Here is a 16,431-nt window from a genome sequence, read left to right as displayed (position 1 = left end):
ATCTATTTTTTAAAAATCGAATTTTACCCTGGCTCTAATGCCCCATTCCGAAACTTCTGGATTGCCGAGGTAGTTGAAACGCCTTACCAAATCGACCCGCAGTAGCTTAAAGATGTTACTTATCCCGATGCTGCCTTCCATATAAGGTTGGCTACCCAGGGCATAAGTACGCTGTACGCCGTTTTCGTATTTTGGAAATTGGTATAAGCCGGCACTTTTCGCGGGATTGTTTTCATCACGAAGGCCTCCATATAAAGCCTTAAAAGAAACAACTTCCCTTAACTTCAATTTCCTGATTAATGGCAGCTTATTGAAGAAAAAACCATTAAAATTATGATCGATATTTATACTCACATAATGGTCACTTACGAATTCAAGAAAATTCATCAGGTTGTAAGAATTAAGCTGATAGGCATAAGTTTGGTTCGCCCTATGAATATCCAGAAGTGAGAACGGTAATTTTCCAAAAATATAACCACCTTCCAATATAATGTCGCTATAACCGAGCTGAGAGAGATACAATCTTTTTTCTATGCTTCCCAAAAGATTATGATAATTGTATTCGCCTCCTAAAACCCCCTTTAAACCGGCCGTATATCGGAAATTAAAAACAGGATAGCGATCTGTAATTGGTGTCCTGTATAACTTTCCCTGGATAAATTTTTCATTGGGTGCATATCTGAAACCAACAGATAGCTCACTGGTGGTAATCCTGTTTATGAAAGTACCTGTAGCATCCTGATAAAATAAACCTCCTGCTGGTGTTTGACTCCATTTTTTGAAACCAAATGTATACGACAAATGATTTTCAAATTCTTTAATATAATCCAGCCTGTAAAAATCGTTGTATAACAACATATCATTTACCCCGCGTTTAAAAGATAAAAGAAAATTATCCTCCTGTACAAACTGAAGCTCCTGCCCGGGAATTTTGGTATCCCGCTGGAAACTTGCCCGGATGTAATTTTGTGGAAACTCGTAAATAGATTTATTGTTCAGCGAATAGGTTCCGGACAAGAAGAATTTCCATTTTTCATCCTTAAAGCCATAAGCTACATAATTTTCAAAATAAATGCGTTTACTCAATTCAGGTGTTGTTCTTCCCCCTAGCCGCAAGCGAAAACCTTCTACATTATTGAAACTGTAAAAAGCATTAACCGGACCTATTTCGTAAGGGCCAAGCTTCTGGTATCCGGCAAAAAGCAGGGTTACCGTATTCATGGTTCTTTTAAATGATGGTATTTGCTGAAGGGTATCGATGTTATGGTAAATTTTTAACTGGGCTTTTGATAAGGTGTCGAGCCTGTTCTTTTCCCAAAAGCGATCATCCCTACTACCTGAGCCTGCTAATGCCTCAACGCTTTTGCCTTCAAACACAGTATCTGCCAGGTTTATATCAAACTGATAGTTTTTATAGGTGGAAGTACGTTCTCCGGTAAAACCCATTCCCTTTGTTTTCGATAAACCAAAATCGGCAAGTAACTTACTTTTAGCGAGGCTGTATTTACCTGTCCCGTTCCGGTCAAAATCCAGGTCGATCTTCATAGCCCTTACAAAATTCAGGTTGATGTTTTTATTTACACCCATAGCAACGCCGCTAACCGCGTAATGCTTATCGTTTGTTACGTATATTTTTCCTTCAAAAAGCATATCTGTTGTATTCCTTGGGGTGAAGGAAAGTTCTATGGTTTCACCATGCTGATTTTTCAGCGTATCGGTAATAAAAAATTTATAGAAGGTTGGTGCGGCATCTGCAATGGGGCTCAGAAATTCGTTACTCATAACGGAAACATTGTTCTTATAAATATCGATTTCCTGGTACATCCTTTCGAAATAAACTTTAATACCATTATTATCTATAAGCTGCTTGTCAAAGTTCACCTGCTTCTCGCCAAGTATAACCGCCTTGTTCCTTGTCGGATTTTTACTATAATATTTATCGGTTAGTTTTTCCTGAATGTAGATAGGGAGCAGGTTTTTACCGCCAATTAATGTTGAGTCCTGTTCCTGGAAAAGAAACTGATAATTTCTGAAAATCTTTTTGTTCTTAAACTTTTCTGATACATTGCTCATAGAGAAAAGCATTTTATCATACTGCCGATAGGATGCCGTATTATAGCTGGACACCCTGTTCTCTTCCTTGTGCGCAATTACCTGCCGGATAAGCTCAACGGCAGGATTATCCTTATTCTTATACCTGGTTTTTTTTGTCCCAAGCACCCGAACTTCCGCCAACGATTTAGTATCGGGTTTTAAAAACAGGTTAATTTCCTGATTTTCTGAAGGTTTAAGTTCATTCACTACGATCTGATAACCTACATAATTAAATGTAAGTGCTGTTTGTGCCATCGACGAACTTATTGTGTATTTACCATTTACATCCGTTTGTGTGCCGATTCTTGTTCCTTTAAAAAATACAGATACATAAGGGATGGTTTCCTTTGTAAGTGCATCGCGAACCGTACCCGAAACAGTAGTTTTTTGGCCGGATGCGGGTATAAAAGAAATAAAGAGCAGCGTTAAGACCAGGAAAAATAAATGAATAACTTTCATTTTATAGAAAAAATAAATTGCTTTTGCATGATGTAGTTGTAAGTGATACCTATCAAAACGGATAAGAGAATTTTAGAAAGCAGATAATTAAAATAAAAAAAGTGCGTAAGCAGGTATACACCCATTGTAACCAGGATCAGGTTGCCAAGCCAGACCAAAACATACCTAAAAACTTGCCATTTCAACATTTTTGTAGTTGCATTAAAAACCCAGTTTCTATTGATGTAGAAATTAATTCCGCCTCCTGTAAATGTTCCTGCAATGCTTGCTGTCAAATACCCGAGGTCAAAAAAATTAACCAGAGCAATCGTTACCAAAAAATCTGCAGCTGAAGCTGTTAAGGATGATGCTTGTGCTTTGAGATACCTTAACATAATTTTAAAACAACTCTAATGAGATGATTATCTGTAGTAGAATGCTAGAATATGCTGCAGCCAATATATCATCTGCCATTACACCTAATCCACCTGGCAATGCTTCCATTTTTCGGATGTAAAAAGGCTTTAGAATATCAAAAAACCTAAAAAGTATTAAGCCCAAAATAATATAGACTGGCTTTAAAGGAATACCGATTAACGTAATGCACATACCAGCAATCTCATCAATAACTACGCGTTGATGATCCTTACCCCACTCTTCTTCCACTTCATCGGCACTAATGGCACCAAGAAGTGTTAAAAACAAGGTAATTAGCAAAGGCCATAAATATTGGTTGGTATAAATTGTTTGCGAAAAGTACCAGCAAAGGCAGGTCGCTATTGCTGCGATTGTTCCTGCCCCTTTACCTATGTAGCCAATTCCTAGTCCGGTAGATATAATTTTGTGGAACAGCACTATAATGTTTCTACAAGTTCTTCTTCATAATCTTGTCCCAAATGCGTAATTAATTCCTCACCCATAATAAAGCGTAACGTATTCTGAAGTTTCATTAACTGTTTGAAAATATCGTTTTCTGCAGGTACACCCGGAATGGTTTGTGGAGATTTTAAATAGAATGATAACCACTCCTGAATGCCAGACATATTTGCTCTTTTTGCTAAATCCATAAACAAAGCCAAATCCAAAACGATTGGTGCTGCTAAAATGGAATCGCGGCATAAGAAGTTAATCTTAATTTGCATTTTATAGCCCAACCAGCCGAAAATATCAATGTTATCCCAACTCTCTTTATTGTCGCCATGTGGCGGATAATAATTAATTCTGATTTTGTGGTACATATCTCCGTATAAATCAGGATTAAGTTCTGGTTTGAAAATATCTTCTAATACACCAAGTTTAGATACTTCCTTGGTTTTAAAATTATCAGGATCATCTAATACCAAACCATCGCGGTTACCTAAAATATTATCCGAAAACCAACCATTAACGCCTAAAGAACGGGCAGCTAAACCTGGAGCTAAAATGGTTTTCATTAGGGTTTGACCTGTTTTAAAATCTTTACCAGCAATTGGTGTATTGGTTTCTTTAGCCAATTCAATTAACGCCGGAATATCTACCGTTAAGTTAGGTGCACCATTAGCGAATGGAATACCCAATTTCAAAGCTGCGTAAGCATAAATCATACTTGGTGCAATGAGCGGATCGTTATCTTTTAAACCTTGCTCAAATGCCGCAAGTGATTCGTGAACTGCTGATGCCTCAAAATAAATTTCGGTAGAACCGCACCAAACCAATACAATACGGTCGCAATTGTTTTCGGCTTTGAAATTTTTAATGTCTTCCATTACCTCTAATGCGAGTTCGTACCTGTTATCAGCCTGTTTAACGTGTGTTCCTGTTAAATTTTTTACATAATTTCTATCAAATGCAGCACGCATTGGTTTAATTGCCTGCAACTCTTCACGTACATCACGTAGAAGATTTGCATCTAAAACCCTAGCATTAAGTGCAGCCTCATAAACATTATCTTCATATACATCCCAACCACCAAAAACCAGGTTTTCGAGATTTGCTAAAGGCACAAAATCTTTAATTTTTGGTTCTTTTTTTTCTGTTCTTTTACCAACGCGAATTGTTCCCATTTGTGTTAATGAACCAATTGGTTTTGATAAACCTTTTTTTACTGCGGCTACCCCTGCAATCATAGTTGTGGCAACGGCACCCAGGCCAGGCATTAATATCCCAAGCTTTCCATCAGCTGATTTTACTTGCTCTTTCATTCTATTTTTATTTAATTTTATTTATAACCACTTATTTTCTCTATACCAAGCGATCGTTTCGCTTAATCCGCTTTCCAACTGGTATTTAGGCTCAAAACCTAAATCCTGCTGTAAACTATCTATACTGCAAGCCCAACTTGAAGCAGTTAATTCTTTTATCTTATCTATATTAAGGGCGGGCATTTGATTAAAAACCTTATAACTATGTTCTAAAGCCCAAGCAATTACTCTTATAATTGATAAGGGGACCTTAATTATCAAAGTTTTTTTCCCTAAGCCCATTCGAACGTACTCTGCCAGCGAAAAACTGTTATAAACATTTCCATCAGAAATTTGGTAAGTTTTATGCGAAAGATTTGAACTCAATGCTCTTACGATTATATCAGCCAAATCTGTAACATGTATAAAACTTAGCTTTTGTTCCTGTTCGCCGATGTAAAACTCAAATCCTGCATTTATTCCTTTTATTAAAATGAAAATGTCTTTCTCCCTCGGACCGTAAACTGCAGTAGGTCTAAATACTATCACAGGTAAATCTTTTATTTGGCTTAGATAAGTTTCAGCGAGTGCTTTACTCCTACCATAATTAGTTAGCGGATTTGATAAATTAGCAGAATCATGAAGGCCTGAGAATGGACCACGTGCTGCCAAACTACTAACGAACACAAACTTCTCCAGTTTACTTGTTGCGCTTGACGCAGCTATGGCAAGATTTCGCGTATAAATTGCGTTAATGTGAAAATACGCTTCACGATTTTTGGCTTTAGTTGTTGCAGCTGCATGGATAATGTAATTGTATTTATTTTCTTCAATGTTCGCTTTCATTTGTACAATTGAATCGAAATTCAATTCAACGTACCGAATATCAAATGCTGCGAGGTGCGCAACAATACTCTTCTTGCGGACACTGACATAAACCTCCAAATTATTGGCCAATGCAGCCTGAATGATATGATATCCAATAAATCCTGTAGCACCCGTAATCAACACGCGCTTTCTCATATCGCTTTTTCTAATATCCTATATTTGCGATATAGTTTCCCTCCAATATCTTCAATTGGCTTGTTAATCATATCATTATGTTCGAGCGTCCAGCTGGCCTCAGCATATTTCATTTTCTTGGCGGAAAAGCTTTTAATAATATTGCCATACAAGCAAGCTTCGATACCCATTTTACGGTAACCATCAATTACACCAAGCAGTAAGATTCTTATGCCATCAATTTTCTTCTTCCTGGTTAAAAGCTTAATAAGCCCTGTTGGAAATAATCGTCCACGTTTTATTTTAATCTGAATTTGGTTGATATCAGGAATAGCTAAAGCAAAGCCAACAATTTTACCATTCTGTTCTGCCATAATGCAGAAATCAGGATCCAGAATAAGCTTTAAATCTTTCGCAGTGTAATCAAATTCCTTATCCGTCATCGGCACGAAACCCAGGTTTTTATCCCATGCCTTGTTGTAAACTTCACGAATAGCCTCTCGCTCTGCGTTGAAATTTTTCATATTGATTTTTCGAATAACAATGTCATTACGTTTTAAACGCTCTTCAATCCTATCCAAAAGTTTAACCGAGCGTTCGCTATAGGTACCCGTAGTATAACGATAAGCTCGTAAATCAACATTTTTTACAAAACCCACCTGCTCTAATCGTTGAAGGTAGTACGGAGCATTGTAAGGCATCATAGCAACCGGAGGTCCATCAAAACCTTCTATCAATAAGCCACAGGTTTCGTTTGTAGATAAATTTACAGGACCTAAAATTTTGCTTAAACCTTTTTCCGCAAGCCAATTCTGCGCAGCCTCTAATAATAAATTAACCACCTCATGGTTATTTATGGTATCGAAGAAGCCAAAAAAGCCATCTTTAGTATTGTATAAATTATTATGATTGGTATTGTTAATTGCAGCTATACGCCCAACAATTTTTCCATCTTCATAAGCTAAAAAAAGTTGAATTTCTGAGTGTTCGTAAAATGGGTGCTTACCAGGCGAAAGTAAATCGCGTTGTGCAATAAATAGTTCCGGTACGTAATTTACATCTTTTGCATACAGTTCATGAGGAAAGTCGATGAATGCAGCCAACTCTTTTTTGGTCGATACTTTAATTATATTTTTCATAATTGTACACTTACCAAATCAACATTAACTTCCTTAAATGCGGTTGTGAGTTTATCTATTGCTATTTCAATTTGTTCAAAACTGTGGGTTGCCATCAACGAGAATCTAATCAATGAAGAATCCGACGGAACAGCCGGAGAAACAACAGGATTTACAAATACACCGTTTTGTTGCAGAATGTTGGTTATCATGAACGTTTTGATATTATCTCTTATATAAACAGGAATAATTGGACTGTTGCTATGGCCAATATCAAAACCAGAATCTATAAGTAATTTCTTAGCATAATTGGTATTTTGCCAAAGTTTATCAATGCGTTCAGGTTCAGATTCTACAATATCTAGCGCAGCGATTACACTTGCCACTGCCGATGGTGGCATACTTGCACTAAACATTAGGGCACGGGCACGGTGTTTAATAAATTCGATAGTTTCAGTATCACCAGCTATAAAGCCACCTAATGATGCAAGCGATTTACTAAAAGTTCCCATGATTAAATCTACTTTATCAGTAAGATTGAAATGGGATGCTGTACCAGAACCATTAAACCCAATTACTCCCAAACTATGGGCATCATCCATCATTACATTAGCACCGAATTCATCAGCAATTTGAACCAACTCAGGTAAGTTAACCAGATCACCTTCCATACTGAAAATACCATCAGAAACGATTAATTTTGCTGCATCTTCTGGTAATCTGCTTAACTTCCTTCGCAAATCATTCATATCATTGTGCGCATATTTTATCGTTCTGGAAAAAGATAAACGACTTCCGTCTATAATCGAGGCATGATCGTACTCATCTAAAATCAAATAATCATTTCGGTCAAGCAAGCAGGAAATTACACCCAAATTAACCTGAAAACCTGTACTAAAAAGTACAGCTGCCTCCTTAGATACATATTCTGCCAGTCGGTTTTCTAAGTTTAAATGGATATCAAGCGAACCGTTTAAAAACCTAGATCCAGCACAACCAGTTCCATATTTTTCAATAGCAGCCTTAGCAGCCTCTTTTATTTTAGGGTGATTAGTTAAACCCAAATAAGAATTTGATCCAAACATGAGCACCTTTTTTCCATCGATAATCACTTCAGTATCTTGAGCAGATTCTATTGATCTGAAATAAGGATAAATTCCTTTTTCTTTAATAATTGAGGCATCTTTAAATGCGTCGATTCTATCTTTTAATTTTTTTCGCATACTCAATGGTAATTCTGCGTTGTTTTAAATTATTTTAAAAAACATGGCTATTTTATTCTGCAACCATTGGCATTAAAATAAACGAGCTCTAATCAGATCATTATTTTCAAACAATTTGATAACACAATTTTAATGTGGAAATCGCTTTTAAAAAAGGCTTAAAGGTGGGAACTATTGGTCAAAAAGGTGGATTTAAATAATGTGACAATTAAATGAATTGACTTTTCGACTTACTAACTTTTATTACAAAAAGGTAAAATAACAGAAAACAGTCTATTAGAGGGTTAAAAAGTAATTTTTACACAATAAAAAACTATATATCAGCAAGTTATTTAAAACAAATAATTAATCAAAAGATTAATAACCAATCATAAGTTAGTCATATTTAAAAAATAAAATTTAAAATGTTGTTTGAAATATTAGATTTGTTTTGTCAGAAAAAGTGAGATTTTAAGGGATTAAATAGGATTAGATATGGCTATATTTAAATTAAAAACAGCATAGTTAAAAACCAAAAAAAAAATCTATCAAAAACTGGCGTTAACTACAAAAAAAACTATGCAGCAACAGCTTCTTAACAATAGCACTCAAGCGATTAATATTGATGAAAAGTTTCCATTAACGGAGGATTTGGAAGTTAGTATCCTAGAAAATCAAATTCCTGATTTTTGCCTGAACCGAACTTTTAGAGCTACTTCTTTTGCATTTATTTTAATCGTTAAGGGAAAGCTTAATATCAAAACTAATTTCGTATCCGAAGTGTTAAAACAAAAAGATATTTTATTCATTTTCCCTGACTCTATTTATGAAATAGATAACATTCAGGATATCTCTTTTATTAAAGTTGGCTTTAGCAAAAATTATCTAACCCAGCAAGGCATATCATTAAGTACTGCTCAAAATTACAGAACATTCAGAGCGCAATCCATCAATAAATTTTCGCTAACAAAAGAGGAATATACTGACCTATACCATGACATGCTGGCTTTAAGAAAAAAGCTAAAACTGCCTTCAGATATATCACAGAGAAATGATATTATTCGAAATAGTTTCATTGAGATACTTTTCGATTTGATCTTGCTCAGCAATAAAAGATTTAGCTTAGTACCAGCCAAAAGAGACAGTAAGCTAGAATTAACTACAAATTTTCTGAATTTGCTTTCTGAGCAATTTAAAAAAGAAAAGCGGGTAATTTATTATGCAAACAAATTATGCATTACCCCAAGGCACCTTTCGCAGGTGGTGAAACAAGTAACCGAAAAAACGGCAGGAGAACTTATAGATGAAATGGTTATCGGTGAAGCAAAAATACTGCTAAACAACCATTTACTTAACATTTCCGAGGTTGCTTTAGCCCTTAGTTTCAGTAATCCCTCTTTCTTTGGGAAATATTTTAAAAAAAATGCAGGTGTTTCACCCTCCAAGTACAAACAGCAAAATCATATACCTTTAACTAATATTTTTTAATTAAGTAAGAAGCTAATTTAGTATAATTTAACTTTTACTTTTGAATGCAAAATCAACTTACTTCGTCAGTATATTTATTTTCCCTCCATTTATAAACAAATCGTGAGAAACAAAATATCCCTTCAGGTCTTTTCCATTTACTTTAATATTTGTAATTGCCCTTCCCTTTCCAGGTTTTGAAATGGTAATGTATTTCCCGGTACTAGTTCGCCATTTGACCTCATCAAATAATGGTACTGTTAAAATATATTCTGCATCTGTTGCGGAGAAAGGATATAAACCTAATGCACTAAAAACGTACCATGAAGACATTTCTCCCGCATCATCCATACCACAAAGCGCTAAACCGTTATCACCTATTCCGTATAAATTGTTTAAAATATTGTCTAATATCTTTTGCGATTTTTCGGGTTTGCCAATGAAATGATAAGAAAAAGGAGCTTCATGATCGGGTTGATTTCCATGGCAATATTGTCCAATCATTGTTTCAACATTTCTGGCAATATAATTTGGATTCCAAGGTACAGTAAATAATGAATCTAGTTTTGATTCAAAACCCTTTGGTCCGCCATATAATTCAATTAAACCTTTCATATCATGCGGTGCAAAAAAAGAAACCTGCCAGGCGTTAGCTTCTCTATACATATATTCATAATACGGAAATTGAGGATTGAATGGTTTAATCCAGCTTCCATCAGCTAATTTTCCACGCATAAACCGCGTAGATGGGTCGAACATGTTTTTGTAATTTTTCGATCTCGCCATCAGGATTCTATAATTTAGGGTGTCACCAAGTTTTTTTGCGATTTGAGCAACCGAATAATCATCGTAGGAATATTCTAAAGTTTTAGAAACACCAGCACTTGCTTTGGTTTCAACTTTCGGATCAGGAATATCAGGTTCTGAAATAAAGCCTTTAGCAATATATTCCTCTACATAGGGCCGAGCACCTCCCGGTGTATTCGCGTTTTTTAATAAAATTTGATAAGTACCTTTTATATCGAAATTATCAATACCTCGCAAATAAGCGCCTGCTATAGATGATGAACCGTGGTCACCATGAAAAAACGTGGGAATAAACCCTTTCTTATCTCCAACATCCTTCATCGATTTTATTACATCAAGTGTAACATCCGGAGAAATTAAGCCTAAAAGGATATCCTTATTGCGATAAGTATCCCATAAAGATGGTTCAGTATAATACCTAAAATTAGATTTAACCACTTTACGATTGGCATCGGTAAATTCACCATTTACATCGCTACGCAAAGCAGGCCACAAAAACGAGCGGTAAAGACAAGAATACAGCATTACTTTTTGTTTCTCCGTTCCTCCTTTAACTTGTATTGATGACAATATGGATTCCCATTTTTGAGTGGCATTTTTACGAATTGTCTCGAAAGATTTATTTCCTATTTCTTTTAACAAATTCTCTTTAGCATTTTCAGTACTTACAAAGGATAAGCCTATTTTAAGTTCTACAGGTTCAACACTTCCATTTGCCAGGTGAGCAATAGCAAAACCAGTAGGTTTACCTTCATCGATTTTATCGATTTTAGCTATTTGGGTATTTACGATAGCATAAAAATAAACGTTTTCACCACCTTGAAAGCCTTTAATTGCATAACTTCCCTCTTGCTCGATATTCCAAGTTGACACCTTGCTATTGGCTTTACCCATATCAAAAAGTATTTCTCTGCCGGTCTTATTTTTGAATTCATATTTATGAAATCCCGTCCTCAATGTTGATGTTAAGCTCACATTAATTTTGTAATCTTCGAGGTAAACCTGATAAAACCCTGGCGCAGAACTTTCATTTTTATGAGAGAATTTCGACCCAAACTTACTGCCAGGATTCGACATTGGCAAAATCGGAATGTTACAAAGATTCCAGTGGCCTTTGTTGGTATGTGTGAAACCATAAATCACAGAATCTTCGTATTCGTAACCTGCTCCGGAACCGTATTCAGTGATTGGGCTAAGTTGTACCATTGCATTTGGCAACGAGCTACCTGGAAATGTTAAACCTGCCCAAGAGCGCCAGCCTTTTGGCAATTCATAGCCTAAAATTTTTGGATCTGTTAATGGAGCCGTCCCAATAAAAGTGTTTACATATTTTGAAAAATTGCTAACCGATTGACTTTTTGTTGCTGCTGATGCGAGCAGAAAAATTAACATTAAACTAAATAGATTTTTATGTAGGGCTTTCATGCTTATTGATATATTGGTTCGTAAATCAAATATATACCAATAATACAATCGACAATAAAAAATAGCATTAACGTTACACTAAATCGTTTAATCAAATTAAAATATAAAAAATTTAAACATAGAATTATTTAATGAAATAAGTTTATATGGTTATAAAAAATTATTTTTTAGCTAAGGAATTATCCAATTAAATATGCCTTAAATTAATTTTAAAAGCACAGGTTTTTCATTATGAGTTCGCCAAAGCAGCTCACCAAATAAAGTATTAGACCATGCAAACCACGCTCTGGTAAATTTTGAAGGGTCGTTTGTATTAAAAGATTCATGCATAAATCCTTTTCCAGCATGTGTTTTTTGCAAAGTTTCTATGCACATTTTAATTTCCTTATCGTCTGTTGAGGTTAAAGCCCTCATCGTGATGCTCATTGGCCAAATCATATCCTGACCAGCATGCGGACCGCCTATTCCTTCAGCAGCAGTGCCTTTAAAGAAATATGGGTTATCTAAAGAAAGGGCAAACTTCCGTGTATTTTGATAAATTGGGTCGCTTAGCTTAACAGAGCCTAAGTATGGCAATGCCAATAAACTAGGCACATTAGAATCATCCATCAAATAAGAACTCCCAAATCCATCAACTTCGAAAGCATAAATTTTACCGTATTTTGGGTGATTAACAATTGCATATTTCTGAATAGCCATATTAACTTCATCAGCAAGATTTAATAAACTACTTTCTAATGATGCATCGGCTTGTAAAGTCTTGACCATTTCTGCAGCTTGTTTTAAACTGCTTACCGCAAAAAAATTAGAAGGAATTAAAAATGGAAATATGGTGGCATCATCACTCGGGCGAAAAGCTGAGCAAATTAAGCCAACAGGATTTACCGGGAAACCGTAACCAGCCATTGGCAAACTATCTGTTGGTTGTGTAGTTTCTCTTTGAAAATGGTAAGAACCTTTTGTGTTTTTACGCTGTTGATCTTTAAATGTTTTTAAAGTGGCTTCTATTCCTTTCTTCCAATCAGTATCGAAAGGAGATTTATCACCGGTCTTTTTCCAGTAATGATAGGCTAAACGAATTGGATAACATAATGAATCTATTTCCCACTTCCGCTCATGTACGCCCGGTTGCATAGCCGTTCTATCGGTTTTCCATTCACCAACTTTATTAGCATCACCATAAAATGCATTTGCATATGGATCTTTTAAAATGCATTGTGTTTGATGAATAATAACGCCTGCAATAAGCTTTTTTAAGGGTGCATCCTCATTCACAAACTGTAAATATGGCCAAACCTGGGCAGAACTATCACGCAACCACATTGCATCAATATCACCAGTAATAACGTAAGTATCGGGTCTACCATTTTTGTCTGTATGGTAAACTGTAGTATCTAAAGTATTTGGAAAACAGTTTTCAAAAAGCCAGTTCAATTCAGGATTTTTTACATTTTCCTGAAAGGTTTTAATTGCATTATCTACTGCTTTACTTTTAAAATGTCTTTTAGCTTCAGCAACCCTTACAATAGGAAATTCTTGAGGTAAACCTGCAGCAAAAGAAAATTTTGAAGCGACTATGCCAGCACCTAAAAGGCTTGTGTTTTGTATAAAAGTTCTCCTTTTCATAATTATTTTTTGTGTATATTTTACTTGGCCATTATTCAAGCATTAGCCTGCTAAATAAATTACATAAAACCATCTATTTGATAGAATTTTATTTGGCAAGATTTGAAACAAATATATATTAAAATATGCACAAGTTCAAAACGAAAAATGGCTTTAATCAATAACTAAATCGTTTTTTCATTTTAATTTTTCTATGGTTAACATCTAATATCAGCACAAAAGTTTAAGAACATTTTTTTATATCCAAAAAACTCAAACTACTGATTTTAAAAAAGTTATAAAATTAAATTTATTTTTCTTTATATTTAATACTTAATAAAATTCGCCCGTTTTTTATTATAAATTATCCCTAACGTCTAATGTTTTTATCTTAAATTAACCTCTTATGACAACCAAATTCGGTTTTACAAAAATGGACATTAATGAATTTGAAACCTGGATTTCAAATTTAAGAGTTGCCCGCACTATCCTCTACATTCAAGAACACCATACCTGGAGTCCAAGTTATATACAATGTAAACCTAACAATCAATTCGAAATTCAGCAGGGAATGAAAACTTATCATGTAAGTACGCATGGGTGGATGGATATCGGTCAGCATTTCAGCACATTCCCAGATGGAAGCATCGTAACAGGTAGAAGTCTCGAAAACACTCCGGCCTGCATTGTTGGTTTTAATTCAAATGCGATATGCATAGAAAATGTTGGAAATTTCGATAAGGGCAAAGATGTAATGACTAATGCCCATAAAGATACCATTGTAAGAATGGCGGCTGCGTTATGCAAAAAATTTAATATTGCCGTAAACAGTAATAAAATCGTTTATCACCACTGGTTTAACTTAAGTACAGGCGCAAGAAATAACGGAAGTGGAAATAACAAAACCTGTCCTGGTACTGATTTCTTTGGCGGAAATAAAGTGGCAGATTGCGATAATAATTTCTTGCCATTGGTTAATATAGCATTAAATGGTGCTGCTATTACTCAAAACTCAAGTGTAGAAAAATACATTTTTGTTAATACCGATAGTTTAAATATTCGTTCTGATTCAAATGCACAAAGCAAGAAAATAACTGATAGAGAACCTGCAAAATTAGGATCTATTTTACGTGTCTTCGAAGAAAAAAATGGCTGGTTTAAAATATCTGGCTCTCAACAACATTGGGTAAATGGTACTTTCACAAAAGAGGTTAAAAAGGCTACAGTTAATGCAGCAACATTAAATGTAAGAAGTGGTCCTGGAAATACTTTTCCAAAAGTGGCAGCATTTACCAAAGGACAGGAAGTTTTTATCATAGAAGAAAGTAATGGCTGGTATAGAGTAAGTGCTGATAATAAATGGGTTAAAAAGGAATTTCTAGATTTAGGCTAAAAAGATAATTTTCTACAAAAGAATATAAAAAAGCTCATTTAATTATACTTGAAAATTTTTAATCTGATGAAAAATCACTATCGTGGCTTTTATAAAGCGTATACAAATATTAATCAACCATATAAATACTAGAAATTAAGATGATTGTGTTCTACATGAAAATCTTAAAATTATAAATTCTGCAGGACGAACAGCAGCTAAACCTATTTCGATAATTATTTTACCTTCTAGAATATCTATGTTCGTCATAGTTACGCCCAGACCAATATTTACGAAAAATGCCTCATTCGGTTTTGCCCCTTGTAAAGCACCATTCCGCCAAAGTTGGTTTAAAAAATTATCACACATTGATTTAACTTTAATCCAGGTACTGGCTTCATTAGGTTCAAAAACTACAAATCCTGTTGATTTTTTAATACTTTCTTCAACATAATTAAAAAAACGTCTGACTGAAATATATTTCCATTCGTTATCATTTCCTTTTAATGTTCTTGCACCCCAAATTATTGTACCTCTTTCAGGAAAAAATCTTATTACATTAATCGATTTTCCTGTTGTTGTATCAATAGTTAATGATTCCTGCTGGTCTGAGGTTACTTTTACCGTAGGTAAAGTTGTCATAATTATCGTTTCATTTGCAGGCGCTTTCCATACACCTCTATTATTATCAACATGAACCATAATTCCTGCAACAGCGCTAGATGGTGGTAAATCTATTTTATTATTGTTTACTTCGGCTTTTATAAGTTCATAAGTATTACTGTCAATGGCCTTAATTGCTGTTAAATTCATTCCATCAAAAGCACCGTTTATTGAACCGTTTTTATGGCTTATAATTAATTCATCTCCGTTATAACCATAAAACATTGTTGTTTGAAGCCATGGATAATAGGTACATCCATATTCTAAATTATTATTTTCAAAATCTGCCCGGATAATATCTGCATCAATATATGTGTTGCCTGATACAATCCATGGATCGAAAATGGCTATGCGATCGCCTAATTTTTTGCATTCGTTTAATGCTTTACCATAAAGTAATTTATATCCTGTTCTTATACCATCATTTTCGGCATGCTTATCCGTAAAAATTAACATTGTTACTTCATCTACCTTACTAGAAGCTTCAAGTGCAACATCACCATTTTCATTATTAAACGTGGAAGAATAATCTCCTGTTGAGATAATATAACATGGGCCACCACCATTGCCATAAAACATTTGAATGGCGTAATACATATAATTACCGCTAAGCAAAGTTTTATTCACTGTAGATTTAATTTTTCTTGAAATTATGACTCCAGCAATATCTGTTGTATCTGTAACTATTGTCGTAAAAATCTGATGTTCAGAACAAAATCCGCCAAAATGTTTTTGATAATCTAAAAATGAATTAATTCTGATCGGTTTAGGTTTTACATTTTCAGAACGAACGATCTCCAATCCATTCTCATCTCTATAAAATTGAGTTCTACCAATAAAAGCAGGAATTGCTGTACCTACATCTGCTACTGAAATTGGAAATTTGTTAACTTCTTCAATATAAACTCCAGGTACTTTATAGGTTTTAGACATAGTTTTAGATTTTAAGAGGTAATTAATCTAAAGAAGATCATCTGTAAAATCGCGATAAATATTAATAAATGTTTTATCTCAAAAATAAATTTAATAGGGCTAATCGATAAATTGAATATACCTATTATAATTTAAAAAAAGATTAA

12 protein-coding genes are annotated in these 16,431 nt (G+C 34.6%); 2 read left to right on the top strand and 10 right to left on the bottom strand.

Going from position 1 to position 16,431, the window contains the following annotated elements:
• Positions 1-9: 9 nt before the first annotated feature.
• The 7 genes from IEV50_RS09965 to spt are packed head-to-tail and all read right to left on the bottom strand — an operon-like array spanning position 10 to position 8,034.
• Positions 10-2,553, bottom strand: a complete 2,544-nt coding sequence (locus IEV50_RS09965; RefSeq protein WP_188413640.1) for a DUF5686 and carboxypeptidase-like regulatory domain-containing protein — start codon at positions 2,551-2,553, stop codon at positions 10-12.
• The gene (locus IEV50_RS09960; RefSeq protein WP_188413638.1) at positions 2,550-2,927 is read right to left on the bottom strand and encodes a GtrA family protein; all 378 of its coding nucleotides are present in this window, start codon (positions 2,925-2,927) and stop codon (positions 2,550-2,552) included. The genes IEV50_RS09965 and IEV50_RS09960 overlap by 4 nt, the downstream gene beginning before the upstream one ends.
• 4 nt (positions 2,928-2,931) lie before the next feature.
• On the bottom strand, positions 2,932-3,387 hold the full coding sequence (locus tag IEV50_RS09955; RefSeq protein ID WP_229746692.1) for a phosphatidylglycerophosphatase A family protein: 456 nt from the start codon (positions 3,385-3,387) through the stop codon (positions 2,932-2,934).
• Entirely contained in the window at positions 3,387-4,712 is a 1,326-nt protein-coding gene (locus IEV50_RS09950) for an inositol-3-phosphate synthase (RefSeq protein ID WP_188413636.1), read from the bottom strand. The genes IEV50_RS09955 and IEV50_RS09950 overlap by 1 nt, the downstream gene beginning before the upstream one ends.
• A gap of 21 nt (positions 4,713-4,733) precedes the next feature.
• Positions 4,734-5,714, bottom strand: coding sequence for an NAD-dependent epimerase/dehydratase family protein (locus IEV50_RS09945; RefSeq protein WP_188413633.1), 981 nt, complete (start codon positions 5,712-5,714; stop codon positions 4,734-4,736).
• Positions 5,711-6,832: a hypothetical protein gene (locus IEV50_RS09940; RefSeq protein WP_188413630.1), complete on the bottom strand. Its 1,122-nt coding sequence runs from the start codon at positions 6,830-6,832 to the stop codon at positions 5,711-5,713. Before IEV50_RS09940 ends, IEV50_RS09945 begins: the two co-directional genes overlap by 4 nt.
• Positions 6,829-8,034, bottom strand: a complete 1,206-nt coding sequence (gene spt, locus IEV50_RS09935) for a serine palmitoyltransferase (protein WP_188413628.1) — start codon at positions 8,032-8,034, stop codon at positions 6,829-6,831. Before spt ends, IEV50_RS09940 begins: the two co-directional genes overlap by 4 nt.
• 558 nt (positions 8,035-8,592) lie before the next feature.
• Between spt and IEV50_RS09930 the strand changes: the two genes are divergently transcribed.
• Complete coding sequence (locus tag IEV50_RS09930) at positions 8,593-9,501, top strand: helix-turn-helix domain-containing protein (RefSeq protein WP_188413626.1); 909 nt, start codon at positions 8,593-8,595, stop codon at positions 9,499-9,501.
• Between the two features lie 57 nt (positions 9,502-9,558).
• On the opposite strand, the gene IEV50_RS09925 is transcribed toward IEV50_RS09930, so the two are convergent.
• Both IEV50_RS09925 and IEV50_RS09920 read right to left on the bottom strand, forming a co-directional pair.
• Positions 9,559-11,712 (bottom strand): GH92 family glycosyl hydrolase, encoded by a 2,154-nt coding sequence (locus tag IEV50_RS09925; RefSeq protein WP_188413624.1) that lies wholly within the window; start codon positions 11,710-11,712, stop codon positions 9,559-9,561.
• Between the two features lie 198 nt (positions 11,713-11,910).
• Complete coding sequence (locus IEV50_RS09920; protein WP_188413622.1) at positions 11,911-13,338, bottom strand: glycoside hydrolase family 125 protein; 1,428 nt, start codon at positions 13,336-13,338, stop codon at positions 11,911-11,913.
• 385 nt (positions 13,339-13,723) lie between these two features.
• Here IEV50_RS09920 and IEV50_RS09915 point away from each other — a divergent pair, with 385 nt between their 5' ends.
• On the top strand, positions 13,724-14,710 hold the full coding sequence (locus IEV50_RS09915) for an SH3 domain-containing protein (RefSeq protein ID WP_188413620.1): 987 nt from the start codon (positions 13,724-13,726) through the stop codon (positions 14,708-14,710).
• Positions 14,711-14,845: 135 nt separating this feature from the next.
• Here IEV50_RS09915 and IEV50_RS09910 read toward each other — a convergent pair whose 3' ends face one another.
• On the bottom strand, positions 14,846-16,285 hold the full coding sequence (locus IEV50_RS09910) for a phage tail sheath family protein (protein ID WP_188413618.1): 1,440 nt from the start codon (positions 16,283-16,285) through the stop codon (positions 14,846-14,848).
• Positions 16,286-16,431 lie beyond the last annotated feature (146 nt).

The sequence above is a fragment of the Pedobacter mendelii genome (assembly GCF_014635725.1).
Classification (GTDB): Bacteria; Bacteroidota; Bacteroidia; order Sphingobacteriales; family Sphingobacteriaceae; genus Pedobacter; species Pedobacter mendelii.
This window is presented reverse-complemented; position numbering and strand designations above follow the sequence as displayed.

Coding starts and splice junctions, on each gene's coding strand:
- IEV50_RS09965 (WP_188413640.1), bottom strand. CDS start 2,553: ATGAAAGTTATTCATTTATTTTTCCTGGTCTTAACGCTGCTCTTTATT.
- IEV50_RS09940 (WP_188413630.1), bottom strand. CDS start 6,832: ATGAAAAATATAATTAAAGTATCGACCAAAAAAGAGTTGGCTGCATTC.
- IEV50_RS09945 (WP_188413633.1), bottom strand. CDS start 5,714: ATGAGAAAGCGCGTGTTGATTACGGGTGCTACAGGATTTATTGGATAT.
- IEV50_RS09925 (WP_188413624.1), bottom strand. CDS start 11,712: ATGAAAGCCCTACATAAAAATCTATTTAGTTTAATGTTAATTTTTCTG.
- spt (WP_188413628.1), bottom strand. CDS start 8,034: ATGCGAAAAAAATTAAAAGATAGAATCGACGCATTTAAAGATGCCTCA.
- IEV50_RS09950 (WP_188413636.1), bottom strand. CDS start 4,712: ATGAAAGAGCAAGTAAAATCAGCTGATGGAAAGCTTGGGATATTAATG.
- IEV50_RS09920 (WP_188413622.1), bottom strand. CDS start 13,338: ATGAAAAGGAGAACTTTTATACAAAACACAAGCCTTTTAGGTGCTGGC.
- IEV50_RS09910 (WP_188413618.1), bottom strand. CDS start 16,285: ATGTCTAAAACCTATAAAGTACCTGGAGTTTATATTGAAGAAGTTAAC.
- IEV50_RS09915 (WP_188413620.1), top strand. CDS start 13,724: ATGACAACCAAATTCGGTTTTACAAAAATGGACATTAATGAATTTGAA.
- IEV50_RS09930 (WP_188413626.1), top strand. CDS start 8,593: ATGCAGCAACAGCTTCTTAACAATAGCACTCAAGCGATTAATATTGAT.
- IEV50_RS09960 (WP_188413638.1), bottom strand. CDS start 2,927: ATGTTAAGGTATCTCAAAGCACAAGCATCATCCTTAACAGCTTCAGCT.